Origin of the sequence: Methylobacterium sp. BE186 (assembly GCF_031457035.1) — a bacterium.
Classification (GTDB): Bacteria; Pseudomonadota; Alphaproteobacteria; order Rhizobiales; family Beijerinckiaceae; genus Methylobacterium; species Methylobacterium segetis.
The window spans coordinates 1-15,076 of the sequence record NZ_JAVDVV010000048.1 but is presented as its reverse complement, the minus strand read 5'-3'; the positions used below and the strand labels follow the sequence as shown (position 1 = coordinate 15,076).

The 15,076-nt window shown below is 69.9% G+C and carries 13 protein-coding genes and 1 pseudogene; 7 read left to right on the top strand and 7 right to left on the bottom strand.

Annotated elements, in window-relative coordinates; translation table 11 throughout:
• The first annotated feature begins 197 nt into the window (after positions 1 to 197).
• From J2X36_RS26105 to J2X36_RS26085, 5 genes are all read left to right on the top strand, one after another.
• On the top strand, positions 198 to 713 hold the full coding sequence (locus tag J2X36_RS26105) for a DUF2243 domain-containing protein (RefSeq protein ID WP_132256037.1): 516 nt from the start codon (positions 198 to 200) through the stop codon (positions 711 to 713).
• Between the two features lie 55 nt (positions 714 to 768).
• Positions 769 to 2,073 (top strand): Nramp family divalent metal transporter, encoded by a 1,305-nt coding sequence (locus J2X36_RS26100; RefSeq protein WP_310355050.1) that lies wholly within the window; start codon positions 769 to 771, stop codon positions 2,071 to 2,073.
• Positions 2,074 to 2,355: 282 nt separating this feature from the next.
• Entirely contained in the window at positions 2,356 to 4,905 is a 2,550-nt protein-coding gene (locus J2X36_RS26095; protein ID WP_310355049.1) for a DUF4214 domain-containing protein, read from the top strand.
• Positions 4,906 to 5,068: 163 nt separating this feature from the next.
• Positions 5,069 to 5,722, top strand: coding sequence for an ABC transporter ATP-binding protein (locus J2X36_RS26090; protein WP_132256034.1), 654 nt, complete (start codon positions 5,069 to 5,071; stop codon positions 5,720 to 5,722).
• A 97-nt stretch (positions 5,723 to 5,819) separates the two neighbouring features.
• On the top strand, positions 5,820 to 7,064 hold the full coding sequence (locus J2X36_RS26085) for a capsule biosynthesis protein (RefSeq protein WP_310355046.1): 1,245 nt from the start codon (positions 5,820 to 5,822) through the stop codon (positions 7,062 to 7,064).
• A gap of 43 nt (positions 7,065 to 7,107) precedes the next feature.
• On the opposite strand, the gene J2X36_RS26080 is transcribed toward J2X36_RS26085, so the two are convergent.
• Positions 7,108 to 7,779, bottom strand: a complete 672-nt coding sequence (locus tag J2X36_RS26080; protein ID WP_310355044.1) for a hypothetical protein — start codon at positions 7,777 to 7,779, stop codon at positions 7,108 to 7,110.
• A 28-nt stretch (positions 7,780 to 7,807) separates the two neighbouring features.
• Positions 7,808 to 8,119, bottom strand: coding sequence for a hypothetical protein (locus J2X36_RS26075; protein WP_310355043.1), 312 nt, complete (start codon positions 8,117 to 8,119; stop codon positions 7,808 to 7,810).
• Positions 8,120 to 8,286: 167 nt separating this feature from the next.
• On the opposite strand from J2X36_RS26075, the gene flhA reads away from it, so the two are divergent.
• Entirely contained in the window at positions 8,287 to 10,425 is a 2,139-nt protein-coding gene (gene flhA / locus J2X36_RS26070; protein ID WP_310355041.1) for a flagellar biosynthesis protein FlhA, read from the top strand.
• Between the two features lie 3 nt (positions 10,426 to 10,428).
• On the opposite strand, the gene J2X36_RS26065 is transcribed toward flhA, so the two are convergent.
• From J2X36_RS26065 to fliI, 5 genes are all read right to left on the bottom strand, one after another.
• Positions 10,429 to 10,866, bottom strand: coding sequence for a hypothetical protein (locus J2X36_RS26065; protein WP_310355039.1), 438 nt, complete (start codon positions 10,864 to 10,866; stop codon positions 10,429 to 10,431).
• 10 nt (positions 10,867 to 10,876) lie between these two features.
• A complete protein-coding gene (locus tag J2X36_RS26060) occupies positions 10,877 to 11,443 on the bottom strand; it encodes a hypothetical protein (RefSeq protein WP_310355037.1) in 567 nt (188 codons plus the stop codon).
• A 14-nt stretch (positions 11,444 to 11,457) separates the two neighbouring features.
• Positions 11,458 to 12,513, bottom strand: coding sequence for a lysylphosphatidylglycerol synthase domain-containing protein (locus tag J2X36_RS26055; protein WP_310355036.1), 1,056 nt, complete (start codon positions 12,511 to 12,513; stop codon positions 11,458 to 11,460).
• A gap of 181 nt (positions 12,514 to 12,694) precedes the next feature.
• Positions 12,695 to 13,102 (bottom strand): flagellar export protein FliJ, encoded by a 408-nt coding sequence (gene fliJ / locus J2X36_RS26050; RefSeq protein ID WP_310355035.1) that lies wholly within the window; start codon positions 13,100 to 13,102, stop codon positions 12,695 to 12,697.
• A gap of 57 nt (positions 13,103 to 13,159) precedes the next feature.
• Positions 13,160 to 14,518 carry a flagellar protein export ATPase FliI gene (gene fliI, locus J2X36_RS26045; RefSeq protein WP_132256026.1) on the bottom strand — a complete coding sequence of 453 codons (1,359 nt, stop codon included), beginning with the start codon at positions 14,516 to 14,518 and terminating at the stop codon, positions 13,160 to 13,162.
• Between the two features lie 403 nt (positions 14,519 to 14,921).
• Between fliI and J2X36_RS26040 the strand changes: the two are divergent.
• Positions 14,922 to 15,076: pseudogene (locus J2X36_RS26040) on the top strand (DNA-binding response regulator); the annotation flags it as partial.

Below are 15,076 nucleotides of genomic sequence, written 5' to 3'. Positions count from 1 at the left end.
GGACGCAAGCCCCGGGCCGATCCGACGATCGGTCCGGGGCTTGCCGTTCCGGGTGATCACCGGCCTGGACCGCGATCTCGTCTCGAGCCCCGCCCGCGTAGATCGCGATCAAGCCGGACGGCACGGGATCCAACCGGGGCGGCGCGGGGTAGATCCTCGGGGCGAGACGCAAGCCCGCCCCTGTCCGGAGGATCGCGTTGGACGTCGGCAGCACCCACGCCTCGGGCTTCCCGGTCCCCGCCGCCATCCTGTTCGGGCTCGGTCTCGGCGGCTTCTTCGACGGGATCGTGCTGCACCAGATCCTGCAGTGGCACCACATGCTGACCAGCGCGGGCTATCCCGCCGACAGCGTCGAGAACCTGAAGGTGAACACCTTCTGGGACGGCCTCTTCCACGCCAGCACCTACGTCTTCGTCCTGGCCGGCCTCGCCGTCCTCTGGCGCCACGCGCGGACGCGCCACATCCGCTGGTCCGGCCTGCTCCTGCCGGGCGGGGTGCTGATGGGCTTCGGGATCTTCAACCTCGTCGAGGGCACGATCGACCACCACCTGCTCGGCCTGCATCACGTCAACGAGACGGTGCCGCGCGAGCAGTGGATCGCCTGGGACCTCGGCTTCCTCGCCTGGGGCGCCCTCATGCTGGCCGGCGGCTGGCTCATGCTCCGGCGCGGCCGGGCGAGGACGCGGGACGGCACGCGGCCCGATTTCCGCTGAACGGCCCGGCGCCGGGGCCGGTTGGTCCTCCACCCGCTCCCCGCGACGAGGCCTCATGGACCAGCCCCTGCCCAAACCCCTCGCCGAGCGCCGGGCGCGAACCGGAGAGCGCAAGCCCGGCCTGCTGCGCGCCCTCGGCACCGGCGTGATCACGGGGGCGGCCGACGACGACCCCTCCGCGATCGGCACCTATGCGAGCGCAGGCGCCAAGTTCGGCCTCGCCTTCCTCTGGATCGCGCCCGTCGTCCTGCCGATGATGTACGTGGTCGTCTACGTCTCGGCCAAGCTCGGGCAGGTCTACGGCAAGGGCCTGTTCGCGGCCGTGCGCGACCGCTACCCGCGCTGGGTGCTCTGGCCCATCGTGATCGGGGCCTTCACCGGCAACGTCATCGAGGCCGCGGCCAACCTCGGCGGCATCGGGGCGGCGCTGAACCTGCTCGTCCCCGTCCCGGTCCCCGTCATCGTGGGCGGGGCCGCCGCCCTCATCCTGGCCTTCCAGATCCTCGGGTCCTACGCCCTCCTGCGGCGGATCTTCCGCTGGCTGGCGCTCGCCCTGTTCGCCTACGTGGCGGCGGCCGTCATGGCGAGGCCCGATCCCGTCGAGGTCCTGCGCGGCACCTTCGTGCCGCGGATCCGCTTCGACGCCGAGTTCCTGTCGATCATCGTGGCCTGCATCGGCACCTCGCTCTCGGCCTATCTCTACACCTGGCAGTCGAACCAGGAGGTGGAGGAGGAGATCGGCCAGGGGCGCGTCACGGTCCGGCAGCGCAAGGGCGCCACCGACGGCGAATTGCGCAAGACGCGCCGCGACGTGTTAGTCGGGATGCTGTTCTCGAACCTGATCCTGTACTTCATCATCCTGTCGACCGGCGCGACGCTCCACGCGGCGGGCCAGACCGAGATCGAGAGCGCGGCGCAGGCCGCCGCCGCGCTGGAGCCGCTGGCCGGGCCGGCGGCGACGGTGCTGTTCGCCCTCGGCGTGGTCGGCGTCGGCTTCCTGGCGGTCCCGGTCATGACGATCGGCGCGGCCTACGACCTCGTGCAGGGTTTCGGCCGCGAGGGCAGCCTGCACGCGCGCCCGAGCGAGGCCAAGCTGTTCTACGGCGCCATCGCGGGCGTGACGGTGCTGGCGGTCCTGCTCAACCTCCTCGGCTTCAACCCGATGCGGGCCCTGGTGTGGTCCGGCATCGTGCAGGGCTTCTCGGTCCCTCCCCTGCTCCTCCTGATGATGCTGATGACCAACGACCGCGGGATGATGGGGGATCGGGTCAACGGCCGCCTGACGAACGCCCTCGGCTGGGCCACCACCGCCGTCACCTTCGCGGCCACCGCCTGCCTCGTCGCCACCTGGGTTCTGTAGGTCCGCAGGCTCCCCGCGGCCGGGAAGGCATTCGCCCCGGAACCCGGCTGCATCGCGCGATCTTCTTCGTCTCTGCGAGCGATACTCGAAGCAATCGAACAGCATTCCTTCGCGAATACCGCAGAGTTAACGATCTCGATACGTCGCAATCATCGTAGTTAACGAACCTTTGCAACGCGAATACGCTGTGCTGCGCGAATTTTTGGATCGTTTAACTACAATTCTAAACCTGAAGTACTCAAATCGGGCGCCATCTGATCCGACGATTTCCGGAGCAGATCGATGTCCACCGCGTCCCTCGGCAAACTTGCGCGCCAACTCTCCCTCGAAACCGCCCCCGGCGTCGCGGCAGCGTCCAGCGCCCTCTGGCACCTGCAGAGCGGGAGCCGCGCCGCACCGGGGATCGATGCGGTCGATGCCTGGGCCTACGTGACGGGCCGGGGCGTCTCGATCGGCATCTTCGACGACGGGGCCAAGCACGCCGCCGCGGTCACCGGCATCATCGGCGCCAAGCCCTCCGCGACCGCGCCGCTCGGCGTCGCCTACAACGCGGCGACGACGGCCTTCCAGGTGGTCGGCGTGTCGAACGCCACCGTCGCCAAGGTGATGGCCAATGCCGCGAGCTTCGCCGTGACCAACAATTCCTGGGGCTGGGACGCCTCGCTCTACGTCGACCGCCTCTCCGGCATCTGGACGCCGTTCTTCTCGGCGATCGCGAACGCGGCCGAGGCGGGCCGGGGCGGCCTCGGCACGGTGCAGGTCGTGGCCGGCGGCAACAGCCGCGCGGCCGGCAGCGACACGAACCTGTCGAACTTCAGCAACGACCGCCACGTCGTCACGGTCGGCGCCGTGACCTCGGAGGGCAAGGTCGCCTTCTACTCGAATCCGGGCGCCTCGCTCCTCGTCTCGGCACCCTCGAGCGGCGGCGCCCGCGCCATCACCACCACCGACCTCGCCGGCAGTTCGGGCTATTCCGCGACCGACGTGACGGACACGTTCGGGGGCACCTCGGCGGCCACGCCGCAGGTCACCGGCGTCGTCGCGCTCATGCTCGAAGCCAATTCGCATCTCGGCTGGCGCGACGTCCGGACCATCCTCGCGATGACGGCCGAGCAGCCCGCGGGCCTCGGCACGCTCACGAACGGCGCCACCCACTGGAACGGCGGCGGCATGACGTTCTCGAACGACACCGGCTTCGGCGTCGTCGACGCGAGGGCGGCGGTTCGCCTCGCCCAGACCTGGACGGCCCAGAGCACCTCGGCGAACGAGGTCAGCGTCGACGTCTCCGCGACGGGGACCCAGACCCTCTCGGCCGCACGGAGCATCAGCTACAGCTTCAACGTCACGCAGGCGATCGCGCTGGAGACGGCCGAGATCACCCTCAGGGGCAACCACGCCCGCGTCGGCGACCTCACGATCCAGCTCGTCTCGCCGAACGGCACGGTGAGCACCCTCCTCGACCGCAAGGGCGGCAGCACCGCCTTCTCCGACTTCACCCTCTCCTCCAACGCCTTCCTGGGCGAGGGCGGCACGGGGCAGTGGACCCTGAAGGTCAGCGAGGGCGCCGGCGCGGCGGAGGGCACCTTCACGGGGGCCAGCCTGTCCCTGCACGGCTCGGGCGGCGCGGACGACACCTTCGTCTTCACCGACGCCTATGGCGGGCTCGGCGGCCGCAACCTCCTGCGGAGCACGACGGACCACGGGGCGATCAACGCGGCGGCGAGCACGGGCAACGACGTCATCGACCTGCATGCCGGGGCGTGGTCCACCATCGCCGGCAAGGGCCTCCAGATCAGCGGCGACAGCCTGTTCAAGACGGCGATCGCCGGGGACGGGCATGTCAAGGTGATCGGTAACGACGCCGCGAACCTCCTCGTGGCGGGCCACGGCAACGGGGCGTTCTTCGGCGAGGGCGGCAACGACATCTTCGTCAGCGGCTCGGGCAGCAACCTCATGGATGGGGGCGCGGGCGTCAACACGCTCGTCGAGAGCGGCGCGATGAGCGACTGGCGGCTCGCCCGCTCGGCCGACGGGCACTGGACCCTGACCGGCCTCGACGGCAAGGTCGACACCCTCGTCGGAATCCAGCGCCTGCAATTCGACGACCACCTCCTCGCCATCGACGTCGATGCGAATGCGGGCAGCGCCTTCCGCCTCTACGGCGCCGCCCTCGACCGCGCCCCCGACACGAGCGGGCTCGGTTACTGGGTCGATCAGCTCGATAACGGCCGGTCCCTGAAATGGGTGGCGGAGAACTTCATGGGCTCGGCCGAGTTCACGAGCCGCCTCGGGGGCAACCTCGACAGCCAGAGCTTCGTGGCGGCCCTCTACGAATACGCCCTCGACCGGAAGGCGGATGCGGGCGGCCTCCAATACTGGAGCCAGACCCTCGACGCCCATGCGATGGACCGGGCCGACGTGCTGATCCAGTTCAGCAACAGCGCCGAGAATGTCGGCCGCCTCGAGGACAGCGCCAACGCCGCCTCGCGCCTCTACTCGGCCGCCTTCGACCGGAACCCCGACGCCAACGGCCTGTATTACTGGATGGACCAGATCCGCCAGGGCAAGGCGCTCGACTCCGTGGCCGACTTCTTCATGCACTCGGACGAGTTCCGGGGGAAGTACGGCGACAGCCTCGGCAACACGGCCTTCGTCTCGGAGCTCTACCACAACGTCATGCACCGCGACGGCGAGGCCGGCGGCGTCGCCTACTGGACGAACGCCCTCGACAGCCACGCCATGGACCGCGCCGACGTGCTCGTCGCGTTCAGCAACAGCGCCGAGTACCTCGCCCGCCACGTCGACGCGTCCCAGGGCCTGCTCCTCGCCTGAGAGGCGCCGCCCGCGGTCCGAAATCCGCCGCTTTCGGGGGGCAAGGCGTCCGGCGGGCACGGCGCAGGGAGCGCACGGGCGCGGCCGGGTCACGCCCCGGCTCGCCGCCGGTCCCCGTGAGTGCCGCGCCCGTGAAGGTCCCGCCCGTGAGTGCCCCGACGCCGTGATCCGCTTCGAGAACGTCACCAAGATCTACCGGACCGACGGCCACCGCCGCACGATCCTGGAGCGGGTCTCGTTCACCCTGAAGCCCGGCATCAGCTACGGAATCCTCGGGATCAACGGCGCCGGCAAGTCGACGACGATGCGGCTGATCGGCGGCACCGAGGAGCCGAGCTCCGGCAAGATCCGGCGGGGCCTGCGCGTCTCCTGGCCGCTCGGCTTCGGCGGCGGCTTCCACCCGCAGATGACGGGCCGCGACAACGTCATCTTCGTGGCGCGCATCTACGGCGAGGACCCCCGGCGCGTGCTCGAATACGTGGAGGATTTCGCCGAACTCGGCAGCTACCTCGACGTGCCGATCCGGACCTACTCCTCGGGCATGAACGCGCGCCTCGCCTTCGGGATGAGCATGGCGATCCCGTTCGACTGCTACCTCATCGACGAGGTCACCTCGGTCGGCGACGCCCGCTTCCAGAAGCGCTGCGAGGCGGCCTTCTCCGAGCGCCGCAAGAACGCGGACGTGATCATGGTGTCCCACAGCATGGACGTGATCCGCTCGTGGTGCACGCAGGGCCTCGTGCTCCTGAACGGCCGCGCGATCATCTACGAGGACGTCAACGACGCGATCGAGCTGTACCACCGCCTGAACGCGTGAGGACGGCCACGGTTTTGCCGCGGGCGGATGTCAGACCGGGACGAGCGCGCGCCGGCTCCGCCGAGGCGCCGCACAGGCAACGGACACGTCAGGACCGATGAGCGTCGAGATCCGCAACCCGCAGGGCCAGCCGCTGACCCCGGCCGACCGCTCGCAGGCCGTCGCCGAATCGCTGAAGCAGCTCGCGCGGGTCTCGCGCTTCGCCGACCGCAAGAAGGGCATCCGGTCCTACCAGAGCCACGTCAAGGCCGACCCCTGGGTCCCGTTTCTGTTCGCGCTCTGCTTCGTCCTGCCCACCTTGGTCGGGGTGCTCTATTTCGGCCTCATCGCCTCGGACCGCTACGTCACCGAGGCGCGCTTCGCCCTCCGCCCGGCCATCGGCAGCGTCGAGAAGGCGGCGCCGGACGCGGTCGGCACCAACAGCGGCTCGCCGATGCACCAGATGGTGGCCCAGGACACGCTGATCACCTACTCGTACATCCACAGCCGCCCCATGGTGGAGGCGGTGGAGGCGAAAGTCCCGCTGCGGCAGATCTTCTCCCGGGACGAGATCGACTTCGTCTCGCGCTTCGACGCCGAGAAGCCGATCGAGAAGTTCCTGAAATACTGGAAGAACCGCGTCGACGTCGAGATCGAGCAGACCTCGGGCATCATGACCCTGACGGTCAACGCGTTCGAGGCGGCGGAATCCCTCGCCATCACCAAGGCGATCCTCGCCGAGAGCGAGCGGATGGTGAACCAGCTCAGCGTCGAGGCCCGCAACGACGCGCTTGCCGAGAGCACCCGCGAGCTGAAGCTCGCCGAGGAGCGGATCACCCGCCTGCGCCTCGCCGTGCGCGACCTGCGCAACCAGGACGGCGTGCTCGACGCGCAGAAGACGAACGAGACGAACCTCAAGGTCCTGACGGAGCTCCGCACGACGCGGATCAACCTCTCCGTGCAGCTCACCCTGTCCCTGCGGGACCTCGCGCCGGAATCGCGCCGGATCATCGACCTGAAGACCCAGATCAAGGACCTCGACGACAACATCGCGCGGATCGAGCGGCAATCGGCGAGCCAGGACCCGGAGCAGAAGCGCCTCCTGTCCGACTCGCTGACGCGCTTCGAGGCCCTCGACAACGAGCGCAAGGACGCGGAGAAATACTACTCCAAGGTCATCGCCGCGCATGAGCGGGCGCGCATCATCGCCGCCCGTCAGATCGAGTTCTTCAACCTCGTGGTGCAGCCGGTCCTCGCCGAATCGGCCCAGCAGCCCCGGCGCCTCCTCATGATCAGCCTGATCGCGGCGGGCTCCGCCGTCCTGTTCGCGGCGGCCCTCTTCGCCCGCAAGCAGATGAGCTGAGGGCGCGGGGCGCGACGGACCCCGTCGCCCCCTTGCTCCGCCCTCAGCGGTTGCGGTCGCCGGGATAGAGGGTGCGGCCGCTCTCGGTGTCGAGGCCGGTCGTCGTGGAGGCCGCGGCGCCGATCGCCGTCGAGCCGATCTCCTCGGTCGCGGGGCGCGGATTCTGCGCCGTCCAGCCCTGGGCCTTCCAGTCCTGCGCCCGCTCGTCCACGTCGATCGAGCCGTGCCGGTCGAGGATCGCGGTGACGCGCTCGACCTGGGTGTCCTCCGCGCGCACCGTCACGAGGGTGCCGCCGCGCCGCACGCCCTCGGCATAGGTCTCCGCCTCGTGCTCGCTGAGGCCGGCGCCCGTGAGCGCCCCGAGGAGGCCGCCGGTCGCCGCGCCGACGCCGGCGCCCGTCACCGTCGCCACGAGCCAGCCCGCCGCGACCACCGGCCCGACGCCGGGGATCGCCAGAAGGCCGAGCCCCGCGAGGAGGCCGGCGCCGCCGCCGAGCACGGTTCCGAGGGTCGCGCCGGTCCCGGCGCCGTCGACCGTATCGCTCTCGGCAGAAGGCGCCGCGCCCGGCGCGAGGCGCCCGGCGTGCCGGTCGCCCTCGTTGCTCGCGACGATGCTGATGTCGCCGTGCGCGATACCCTCGGCTTCGAGCTTGTCGACGGCGCGGGCCGCGTCGTCGTAATCGTCGAACAGGGCGGTGATGGCTCGTGTCGCCATGGCGACCTCCTTCCGGTGCGGGTGGGGCTTACTGGGCGGCGACGTTGCCCTTGTAGTCCATGCCGATGGAGACCGGCTTGCCGGCATGCATCGCCTTGCCGTGCCAGATCCCCTGATCGTCCTTCTTCAGGTCGGTGACCTCGCCGAAGCCCATCTTCGAGAAGCGCTCCTTCACCTGACCCTCGGTGAAGCTGTTGGCCCCCGGCTCGAGCTTTTCGCCGACCGCGCCGTGGGCCGTTCCCGTCGTCGCGGGCCGGTCGGGGGCCGGGGCGGTCTGAGCGCCGGCGGCACCCGCCCCGCCGAGGGCGAGGAGGGCGGCGAGGACAAGGGACGTGCGCATGGGCGAACCTCAGGAGCGGGGGTCTTCCGATCGTGACGGTTCAAGCGGCCGGCCCAGCCTTGGTTCCAGCTTGAGCGGCCGCGAGCGGGGCGGGTTAACGCGGCGCTAACCATGAACCCGGCAATTCTTGCCGGTTGGCGACGGGTTCGGGTTCGAGGCTTCCACCCATGAGCGAGACGGTAACCGCTGCGGGCACGGGGGGCGGCGCCCCGGCGCTCGGCGGCTTCCAGCTTCCCGACCGGGCGAGCCTGCAGGCGCTGACGAAGCGCACCGACCTGTTCTTCGCGACCGCCGTGATGGGCATCCTCACGGTGCTCATCTTCCCGCTGCCCGCGATCCTGCTCGACCTCCTGCTCGCCGTCTCGATCATCCTGTCCGTGCTGATCATGATGACGGGCCTGTTCATCGACAACCCGCTCGAGTTCACGGTCTTCCCGACGCTGCTGCTGATGGCGACGATGCTGCGGCTGGCGCTCAACCTCGCCTCGACGCGGCTCATCCTCGGCCACGGCCACGAGGGCACGGCGGCCGCCGGCCACGTCATCGAGGCGTTCGGCAACTTCGTGATGGGGGGCAATTTCGTCATCGGGATCATCGTCTTCGCGATCCTGATCATCGTGAACTTCGTCGTGATCACGAAGGGCTCGGGCCGCATCGCGGAGGTCGCCGCCCGCTTCACCCTCGACGCGATGCCCGGCAAGCAGATGGCGATCGACGCCGACCTCTCGGCGGGGCTGATCGACGAGAAGACCGCCAAGGCGCGGCGCTCGGCGCTCGAGGAGGAATCCTCCTTCTTCGGCGCCATGGACGGCGCCTCGAAATTCGTGCGCGGCGACGCGATCGCGGCGCTCCTCATCACCTTCATCAACGTGATCGGCGGGATCATCATCGGCGTCGCGCAGCAGGGGCTCGATTTCGGCACGGCGGCCAAGACCTACACGCTGCTGACCATCGGCGACGGGCTCGCGAGCCAGGTGCCGGCGCTGATCGTCTCGACGGCCGCGGGCATCCTCGTCTCGAAGGCGGGCGTGAAGGGCTCCGCCGACAAGGCACTCGGCAAGCAGCTCGCCAACTACCCGAAGGCGCTCGGCATGTCGGCGGGCGTGATGGTCCTGATCGCGCTCATGCCCGGCATGCCGATGCTGCCCTTCCTGCTGCTGGCCGGCGCGTCGGGCTACGCCGCCTGGAAGATCGCCAAGACGAACCGCGAGGCGCCTCCCCTCTCCGCCGACGGGACGCCGGCCGACCCGGCCGGGGCGGCCGCCGCGCAGGAGGAGACGGTCACCGACCTCCTCAAGCTCGACGACCTCAAGCTCGAGATGGGCTACGCCCTCCTCGCCCTCGTCAACGGCGAGGGCCAGGACCGGCTGACCGACCAGATCAAGGCTCTGCGGCGCCAGCTCGCGGCCGAGCTCGGCTTCGTGATGCCTTCCGTGCGCATCCTCGACAACGTCCAGCTCGACGCCAACGCCTACATGATCCGCGTCAAGGAGATCGAGGCCGGCACCGGGCAGATCTACCCCGGCCAGTTCATGGCGATGGACCCGATGGGCGGGCAGGTCCAGCTGCCGGGCCAGCACATGCTGGAGCCGACCTTCGGGCTGCCCGCCACCTGGATCGACGCCAGCTTGCGCGACCAAGCCCAGCTCAAGGGCTACACCGTGGTCGATGCCGCGACCGTCGTCTCGACCCACCTCACCGAGATCATCAAGGCGCATGTCTCGGAGCTCCTGAACCATGTCGAGGTGCAGAAGCTCCTGAAGGAGCTGCCGAAGGAGCATACCGACCTCCTCAAGGAGGTGGTGCCGGGCCAGATCGCGACGACGGGGATCCAGCGGGTGCTGCAGTTCCTGCTTTCGGAGCGGGTCTCGATCCGCGATCTCGGCACCATCGTCGAGGGGATCGCGGAGGTGGCGGGCTCCGTGAAGAACCCGCGCGACATCGTCGAGCACGTGCGCGCCCGCCTCGGCCGCCAGATCTGCGCCCAGTACCAGGGCCCGGACGGGATGCTGCCGATCATCACCCTGTCGCCGGCCTGGGAGCAGGCCTTCCTCGACTCCATCGTCGGCGAGCGCGACGAGCGCTACCTCGCGATGCAGCCCTCGAAACTGTCCGAGTTCGTCACGACGGTGCGCGACCGCTTCGAGACCGCCGCCCGCATGGGCGAGATGCCGGTCCTCGTGACCTCCGTTCAGTCCCGGCCCTTCGTGCGCTCGATCATCGAGCGCTTCCGCCGGGAGACGCCGGTGATGAGCCAGGCCGAGATCCACCCGCGGGCGCGGCTGCGCACGGTCGGCTCGGTGTGAGGCTCAGTCGCGCCGGGGCGGGTAGTCCATCGGCATCCTGATGACGCCGCGGTGATAGGGGAAGCGGGCGCGCTGCAGCGGGTCCGGCCCTGTGAAGATGAGCCGGGCCCGGAACGAGACCGGGCTCACGCAGATCAGGTAGCCGCGCAGGTTCCGCTCGTTCGGGATGAACAGGGCGGTCTTCAGATAGCGCGCCTCGTGGCGGACCCATCCCGGGATCGGCAGGCCCCAGCGCCGGGCGAGATGCTCGCCGACGCCGCCGATGAAGGCGTCGGCCGGCTCCAGGCCGAGGAGGTCCGGCTCGTCGCGGATCATCGCGGCCTGACGCGCCGTGTCGCCGTCGGCGGCGTAGAAGGTGTCGAGGAACTCGCGGGTGTGGTGATCCCAGTCGCCGTCGCCGCGGGTGCGCTCCGCGACCTCGCGCAGGGTGGCCGGCCTCATGGCTCAGGCCTCATGGCTCGGCCCCACGAAGGACGGACGCGAAGCGCAACCGGGCCTCGCTCGGCGGGTCCTCGCCATAGATCGAGAGGTAGAGCCGTTCGAGCTCCTCGATCCGGGTCAGGCCGAGATGAAGGGCGAGTGCGCGGGCATCGCCCAGATCGCGCTCCCCGCGATCGAGATTCTGGAGCGCCTGCAGCTTCATCGCCAGGAGATAGTGCGGCTTGGCGAGGAACGTCCGCAGTCCCGGAGGGCCGGCGGCCGGGTAGGTCCCCGACAGGGCGAAAAGCGCATCCGGCTCGTCGAGCGGCGTGAACATGCCGACGGCGTTGTTCAGCCAATCGGGCCCGAGGCTGATCCGCTCGGCCACGCGCGCCACGGAGGGCGCCAGCGACGCCTCGTCGAAGCCCTCGCGCACCACGGCATCGACGTCCTCCGTCGAGCGCCGCCACGCGAATTGCAGCATGATCGCGCCGCCGCCGTAGACCGCCAGTTCGACGAAGACCCCGCGTGCCGCGAGGTCGGCACCCAGACATTCGAAGGCTTCGCGGAGGCGGTCGGCGTCGAGCGGTGCTCCCATGCGCGGCCTCCCGGTCAGACCGCCTTCTTCTCCAGCCGGTGCTCGATCTTGTGGGAATCGAGGCCGGGGGCGACGAGGGGCGGCTCGGGCGGTGCCGCGCCCGCAGGGGGGCCGCGCCGCTTGAAGGCTTCGGCGAGGCGCGAGCGCTCGTAGAGGACGACCACGATGACCGAGAGCAGGAACGGCAGCCAGAAGTAGAAGATCCGGAAGACGAGCAGGGCCGCGATCACCTGCGGGCGTGCAACTTCCGGCATGGCCAGCACGAAGATCAGCTCGAACACGCCCAGCCCGCCCGGCGCGTGCGAGACCAGCGCCGCCGAGAAGGAGGCGAGGAAGACGGCCAGCACCACGAGGAAGCCCGGGTTACCGGCCTCCGGCAGCGCGAAGTAGATGATGCCCGCCGCACCCAGGAGCTCCAGGGGCGCGGCCAGGAGCTGGCGGCCCATGATGTTCGGGCGCGGATATTCGAGCTTGAACGAGCGGATGTGCAGCGGCTTCAGGTGCAGCAGCGAGCCGACGACGTAGAGGCCGACCGCGCCGAGGAGCGCGAGGCCGAGGACGAAGGCGGTGGTCGGGTTGGTCAGTACGCCCGGCAGGTGGCCTTCGAGGCGGGTCAGCAGGTCGGGCTTCAGCGTCAGCGTGACGCCCCCGAGCAGGATCGTGCCGAGTCCGAAGGTGAAGGAGCAGAGCGCCACGAGCACCGCCACCTGCGCGGCCGAGAGGCCCTTGGCCGTGTAGGCCCGGTAGCGCACGACGGCGCCGGAGAAGACCGAGGCGCCGATATTGTGCGAGAGGGCGTAGGTCGTGAACGAGCAGACCGAAACGAAGAGCCACGAGATGTGGCGCACGCCGAGATGCAGCAGCGCGATCCGGTCGTACCAGGCGAGCGCGGCGTAGGCGACGAGCGTCGAGAGCGCGGCGAGGAGGAAGCGGTGGGCGGGGATCGCCTTCAGGCTCTCCTCGACATCGGCCAGGGAGAGGCCCTGCAGCTCGCGGTAGAGCAGATATCCGGAGACGACGAGCGCGCCGAGGCCGATGATCGGCCAGATGAATTCGCTGATCTTCTTCATGGAATCCGGACACACCCTCGCGAGGACGGCCTCCTGATGCGCCAGGAATGCGCGCATCGCAAGCAGGACGCCACGGCCACGCGGGCCGTGATGTCACCGGATCATGACGGTTTCGTGCCGCGTGCGGTGGCGCCCGCGGGCAGGGCCGGGCGCGGTTCTCGGGCGCGGGCTCGGCGCGCACTCAGGCGCGCGCGCGGGCCAAGCCGATCCCGTCCATCGCGGCCTGGTCGCGCTGAGCTTCCGCGGCCCGCTCGGCGCTGCGCTCGCGGTCTTCCAGGATCTCGACCTTCTTCAGGTCCTCGAACGCCTCGCCGAGCTCGGCCTTGGCCTCGGCGAGCTGGTCCTCGAGGGCGGCGGCCGACTGGCGCATGTTGTCCCGGCGGCCGGCGGCGGCGCGGGCATAGGTCGGGTAGGCGAAATGGGCGGGGTCCGAGATGCCGGCGCGGCCCTCCTCCTGCGCGACCTCGCGGTCGAGCTCGGCCGCCATGCGCAGGAAATCGGCCATCATCATCTCGATCTGCGTCACGCGGCGACGCTTCTCGTCGACCTGGAACCGACGCAGCCGGATCAGCGTGTCACGCGATTTCATGGGAACGCTCACTCCACGCAACGCTCAGGCCCCGCCCGGGCGAACGCGCCGACGGAGTTACCCGGGGCTCCCCACGATCTGTGCGAGCCGTTCGTAACCCTCGCCGATGGAGGTTGCTTCTTCCTTACCCTGCCCCAGAAAAGCCTCAAGATCGGGCATGAGCGCCACCGCCTCGTCCACCTCCTGCGAGGAGCCGGCGCGGTAGGCGCCGAGGCGGATCAGCTCCTCCATGTCGGCGTAGGTCGAGAGCACCCGGCGGGCGCGCCGCACGACCGGCAGGTAGGCGGGGTCGCAGGAGCGGGGCATCGTGCGCGAGACCGAGCGCAGCACGTTGATCGCGGGGTAGCGCCCCCGCTCGGCGATCGCCCGCTCCATGACGATGTGCCCGTCGAGGATGCCGCGCACCGCGTCGGCCACCGGCTCGTTGTGGTCGTCGCCCTCCACCAGAACGGTGAAGAGGGCCGAGATCGTCCCCTCCCCCACCCCGGGGCCGGCCCGTTCGAGGAGCCGCGGCAACTCGCTGAACACGGTCGGCGTGTAGCCCTTGGCGGTCGGCGGCTCGCCGGCCGCGAGGCCGATATCGCGCTGGGCCATGGCGAAGCGGGTGATCGAATCGATCATGCAGAGCACCCGCGCGCCCTGGTCGCGGAAATGCTCGGCGACGCTCAGGGTCACGTAGGCCGCGTTCCGGCGCATCAGGGCCGGCTCGTCGGAGGTCGCGACCACGACGACCGAGCGGGCGAGGCCCGCCGGCCCGAGATCGTCCTGCAGGAATTCCTGAACCTCGCGCCCGCGTTCGCCGACGAGGCCGATCACCGCCACGTCGGCCGCCGTGTAGCGGGCGAGCATCGAGAGCAGCACCGACTTGCCGACGCCCGAGCCCGCGAAGATGCCCATGCGCTGGCCGGCGCACATCGTCAGGAAGGTGTTGATGCAGCGGATCCCGAGATCCAGCGGCTGCCCGACCCGGCGCCGCGCATGGGCGGGGGGCGGATCGGCCCGCAGCGGATAGATCGCGGGGCCGGCGGGGAGCGGCCCGAGCCCGTCGACCGGCCGCCCCAGGGCGTCGATGACGCGGCCGAGCCAGGCCGGGGACGGGCGGATGGCGCCCGCCGCCTCGTCGCGGACATAGGCCGGGCAGCCCCGGCGCACGCCCTCCAGGGTGCCGAAGGGCATGGCGAGCGCCCGGTCCCCCTGGAAGCCGATGATCTCGCAGGGGACGAGCCCGGCGCGGCCCGCGCCCTCGATGTCGAGTCGGCCGCCGAGCCGCATGGCCGCGACCGGGCCGGCCACCTCCACGAGGAGCCCGCGAATCGCCACGACGCGACCGTAGGTTTCAAGGGATTCGACGCGCTCAAGCGCCGCGCGTGCCGAGCCGAGCGGCACGATCACCGGGCGGTGAAGATCGTCCGCCATCGGGCCTCTTTCAACGTTTCGTTTACCTCCCTCCTTAACACTGGCCCCATCGCGCTGACAGCGGGTCCAGTCATGCGGCGGTGCGGTTCGGACCTTCGAATCGTTCCGACAAGTGAGGCGGGCGTGGCATGCGAGCCACAGGCCACCGGGACTCGTTTCAACTCAAGCACTTGGCGAGGACCGCGAAGGTGGCGAGTGAGGCTCGCGACGGTATGAATGAGAACAGACCGTCAACGGGTTCACGATCCGGGAATCGCGCCCACTCAACGAGTGCTTGCAAGCCGGAATCAGGGTTTGTTAACGATTAACGCATAGCGTTTCACGTCAATGACGAGGGAGCGTCCGTCCACAGGCCGGTGGCGGGCGTTTGGCGGGGACGCGTCCGGACGCTGAGACGGCCGCGCTGGGCTGGGGACCGACGATGCGGGTACTTCTGATCGAGGACGACAGCGCCACGGCGCAGAGCATCGAGCTGATGCTCAAGTCCGAGAACTTCAACACCTACACCACCGATCTCGGTGAGGAGGGCGTCGATCTCGGCAAGCTCTACGATTACGA

What these genes read in the sequence shown, in the direction of transcription:
- J2X36_RS26080 (WP_310355044.1), bottom strand. Translation starts at nt 7,779, where the DNA reads ATGGCGACACGAGCCATCACCGCCCTGTTCGACGATTACGACGACGCG.
- J2X36_RS26065 (WP_310355039.1), bottom strand. Translation starts at nt 10,866, where the DNA reads ATGAGGCCGGCCACCCTGCGCGAGGTCGCGGAGCGCACCCGCGGCGAC.
- J2X36_RS26055 (WP_310355036.1), bottom strand. Translation starts at nt 12,513, where the DNA reads ATGAAGAAGATCAGCGAATTCATCTGGCCGATCATCGGCCTCGGCGCG.
- fliI (WP_132256026.1), bottom strand. Translation starts at nt 14,518, where the DNA reads ATGGCGGACGATCTTCACCGCCCGGTGATCGTGCCGCTCGGCTCGGCA.
- flhA (WP_310355041.1), top strand. Translation starts at nt 8,287, where the DNA reads ATGAGCGAGACGGTAACCGCTGCGGGCACGGGGGGCGGCGCCCCGGCG.
- J2X36_RS26075 (WP_310355043.1), bottom strand. Translation starts at nt 8,119, where the DNA reads ATGCGCACGTCCCTTGTCCTCGCCGCCCTCCTCGCCCTCGGCGGGGCG.
- J2X36_RS26085 (WP_310355046.1), top strand. Translation starts at nt 5,820, where the DNA reads ATGAGCGTCGAGATCCGCAACCCGCAGGGCCAGCCGCTGACCCCGGCC.
- J2X36_RS26100 (WP_310355050.1), top strand. Translation starts at nt 769, where the DNA reads ATGGACCAGCCCCTGCCCAAACCCCTCGCCGAGCGCCGGGCGCGAACC.
- J2X36_RS26095 (WP_310355049.1), top strand. Translation starts at nt 2,356, where the DNA reads ATGTCCACCGCGTCCCTCGGCAAACTTGCGCGCCAACTCTCCCTCGAA.
- J2X36_RS26060 (WP_310355037.1), bottom strand. Translation starts at nt 11,443, where the DNA reads ATGGGAGCACCGCTCGACGCCGACCGCCTCCGCGAAGCCTTCGAATGT.
- fliJ (WP_310355035.1), bottom strand. Translation starts at nt 13,102, where the DNA reads ATGAAATCGCGTGACACGCTGATCCGGCTGCGTCGGTTCCAGGTCGAC.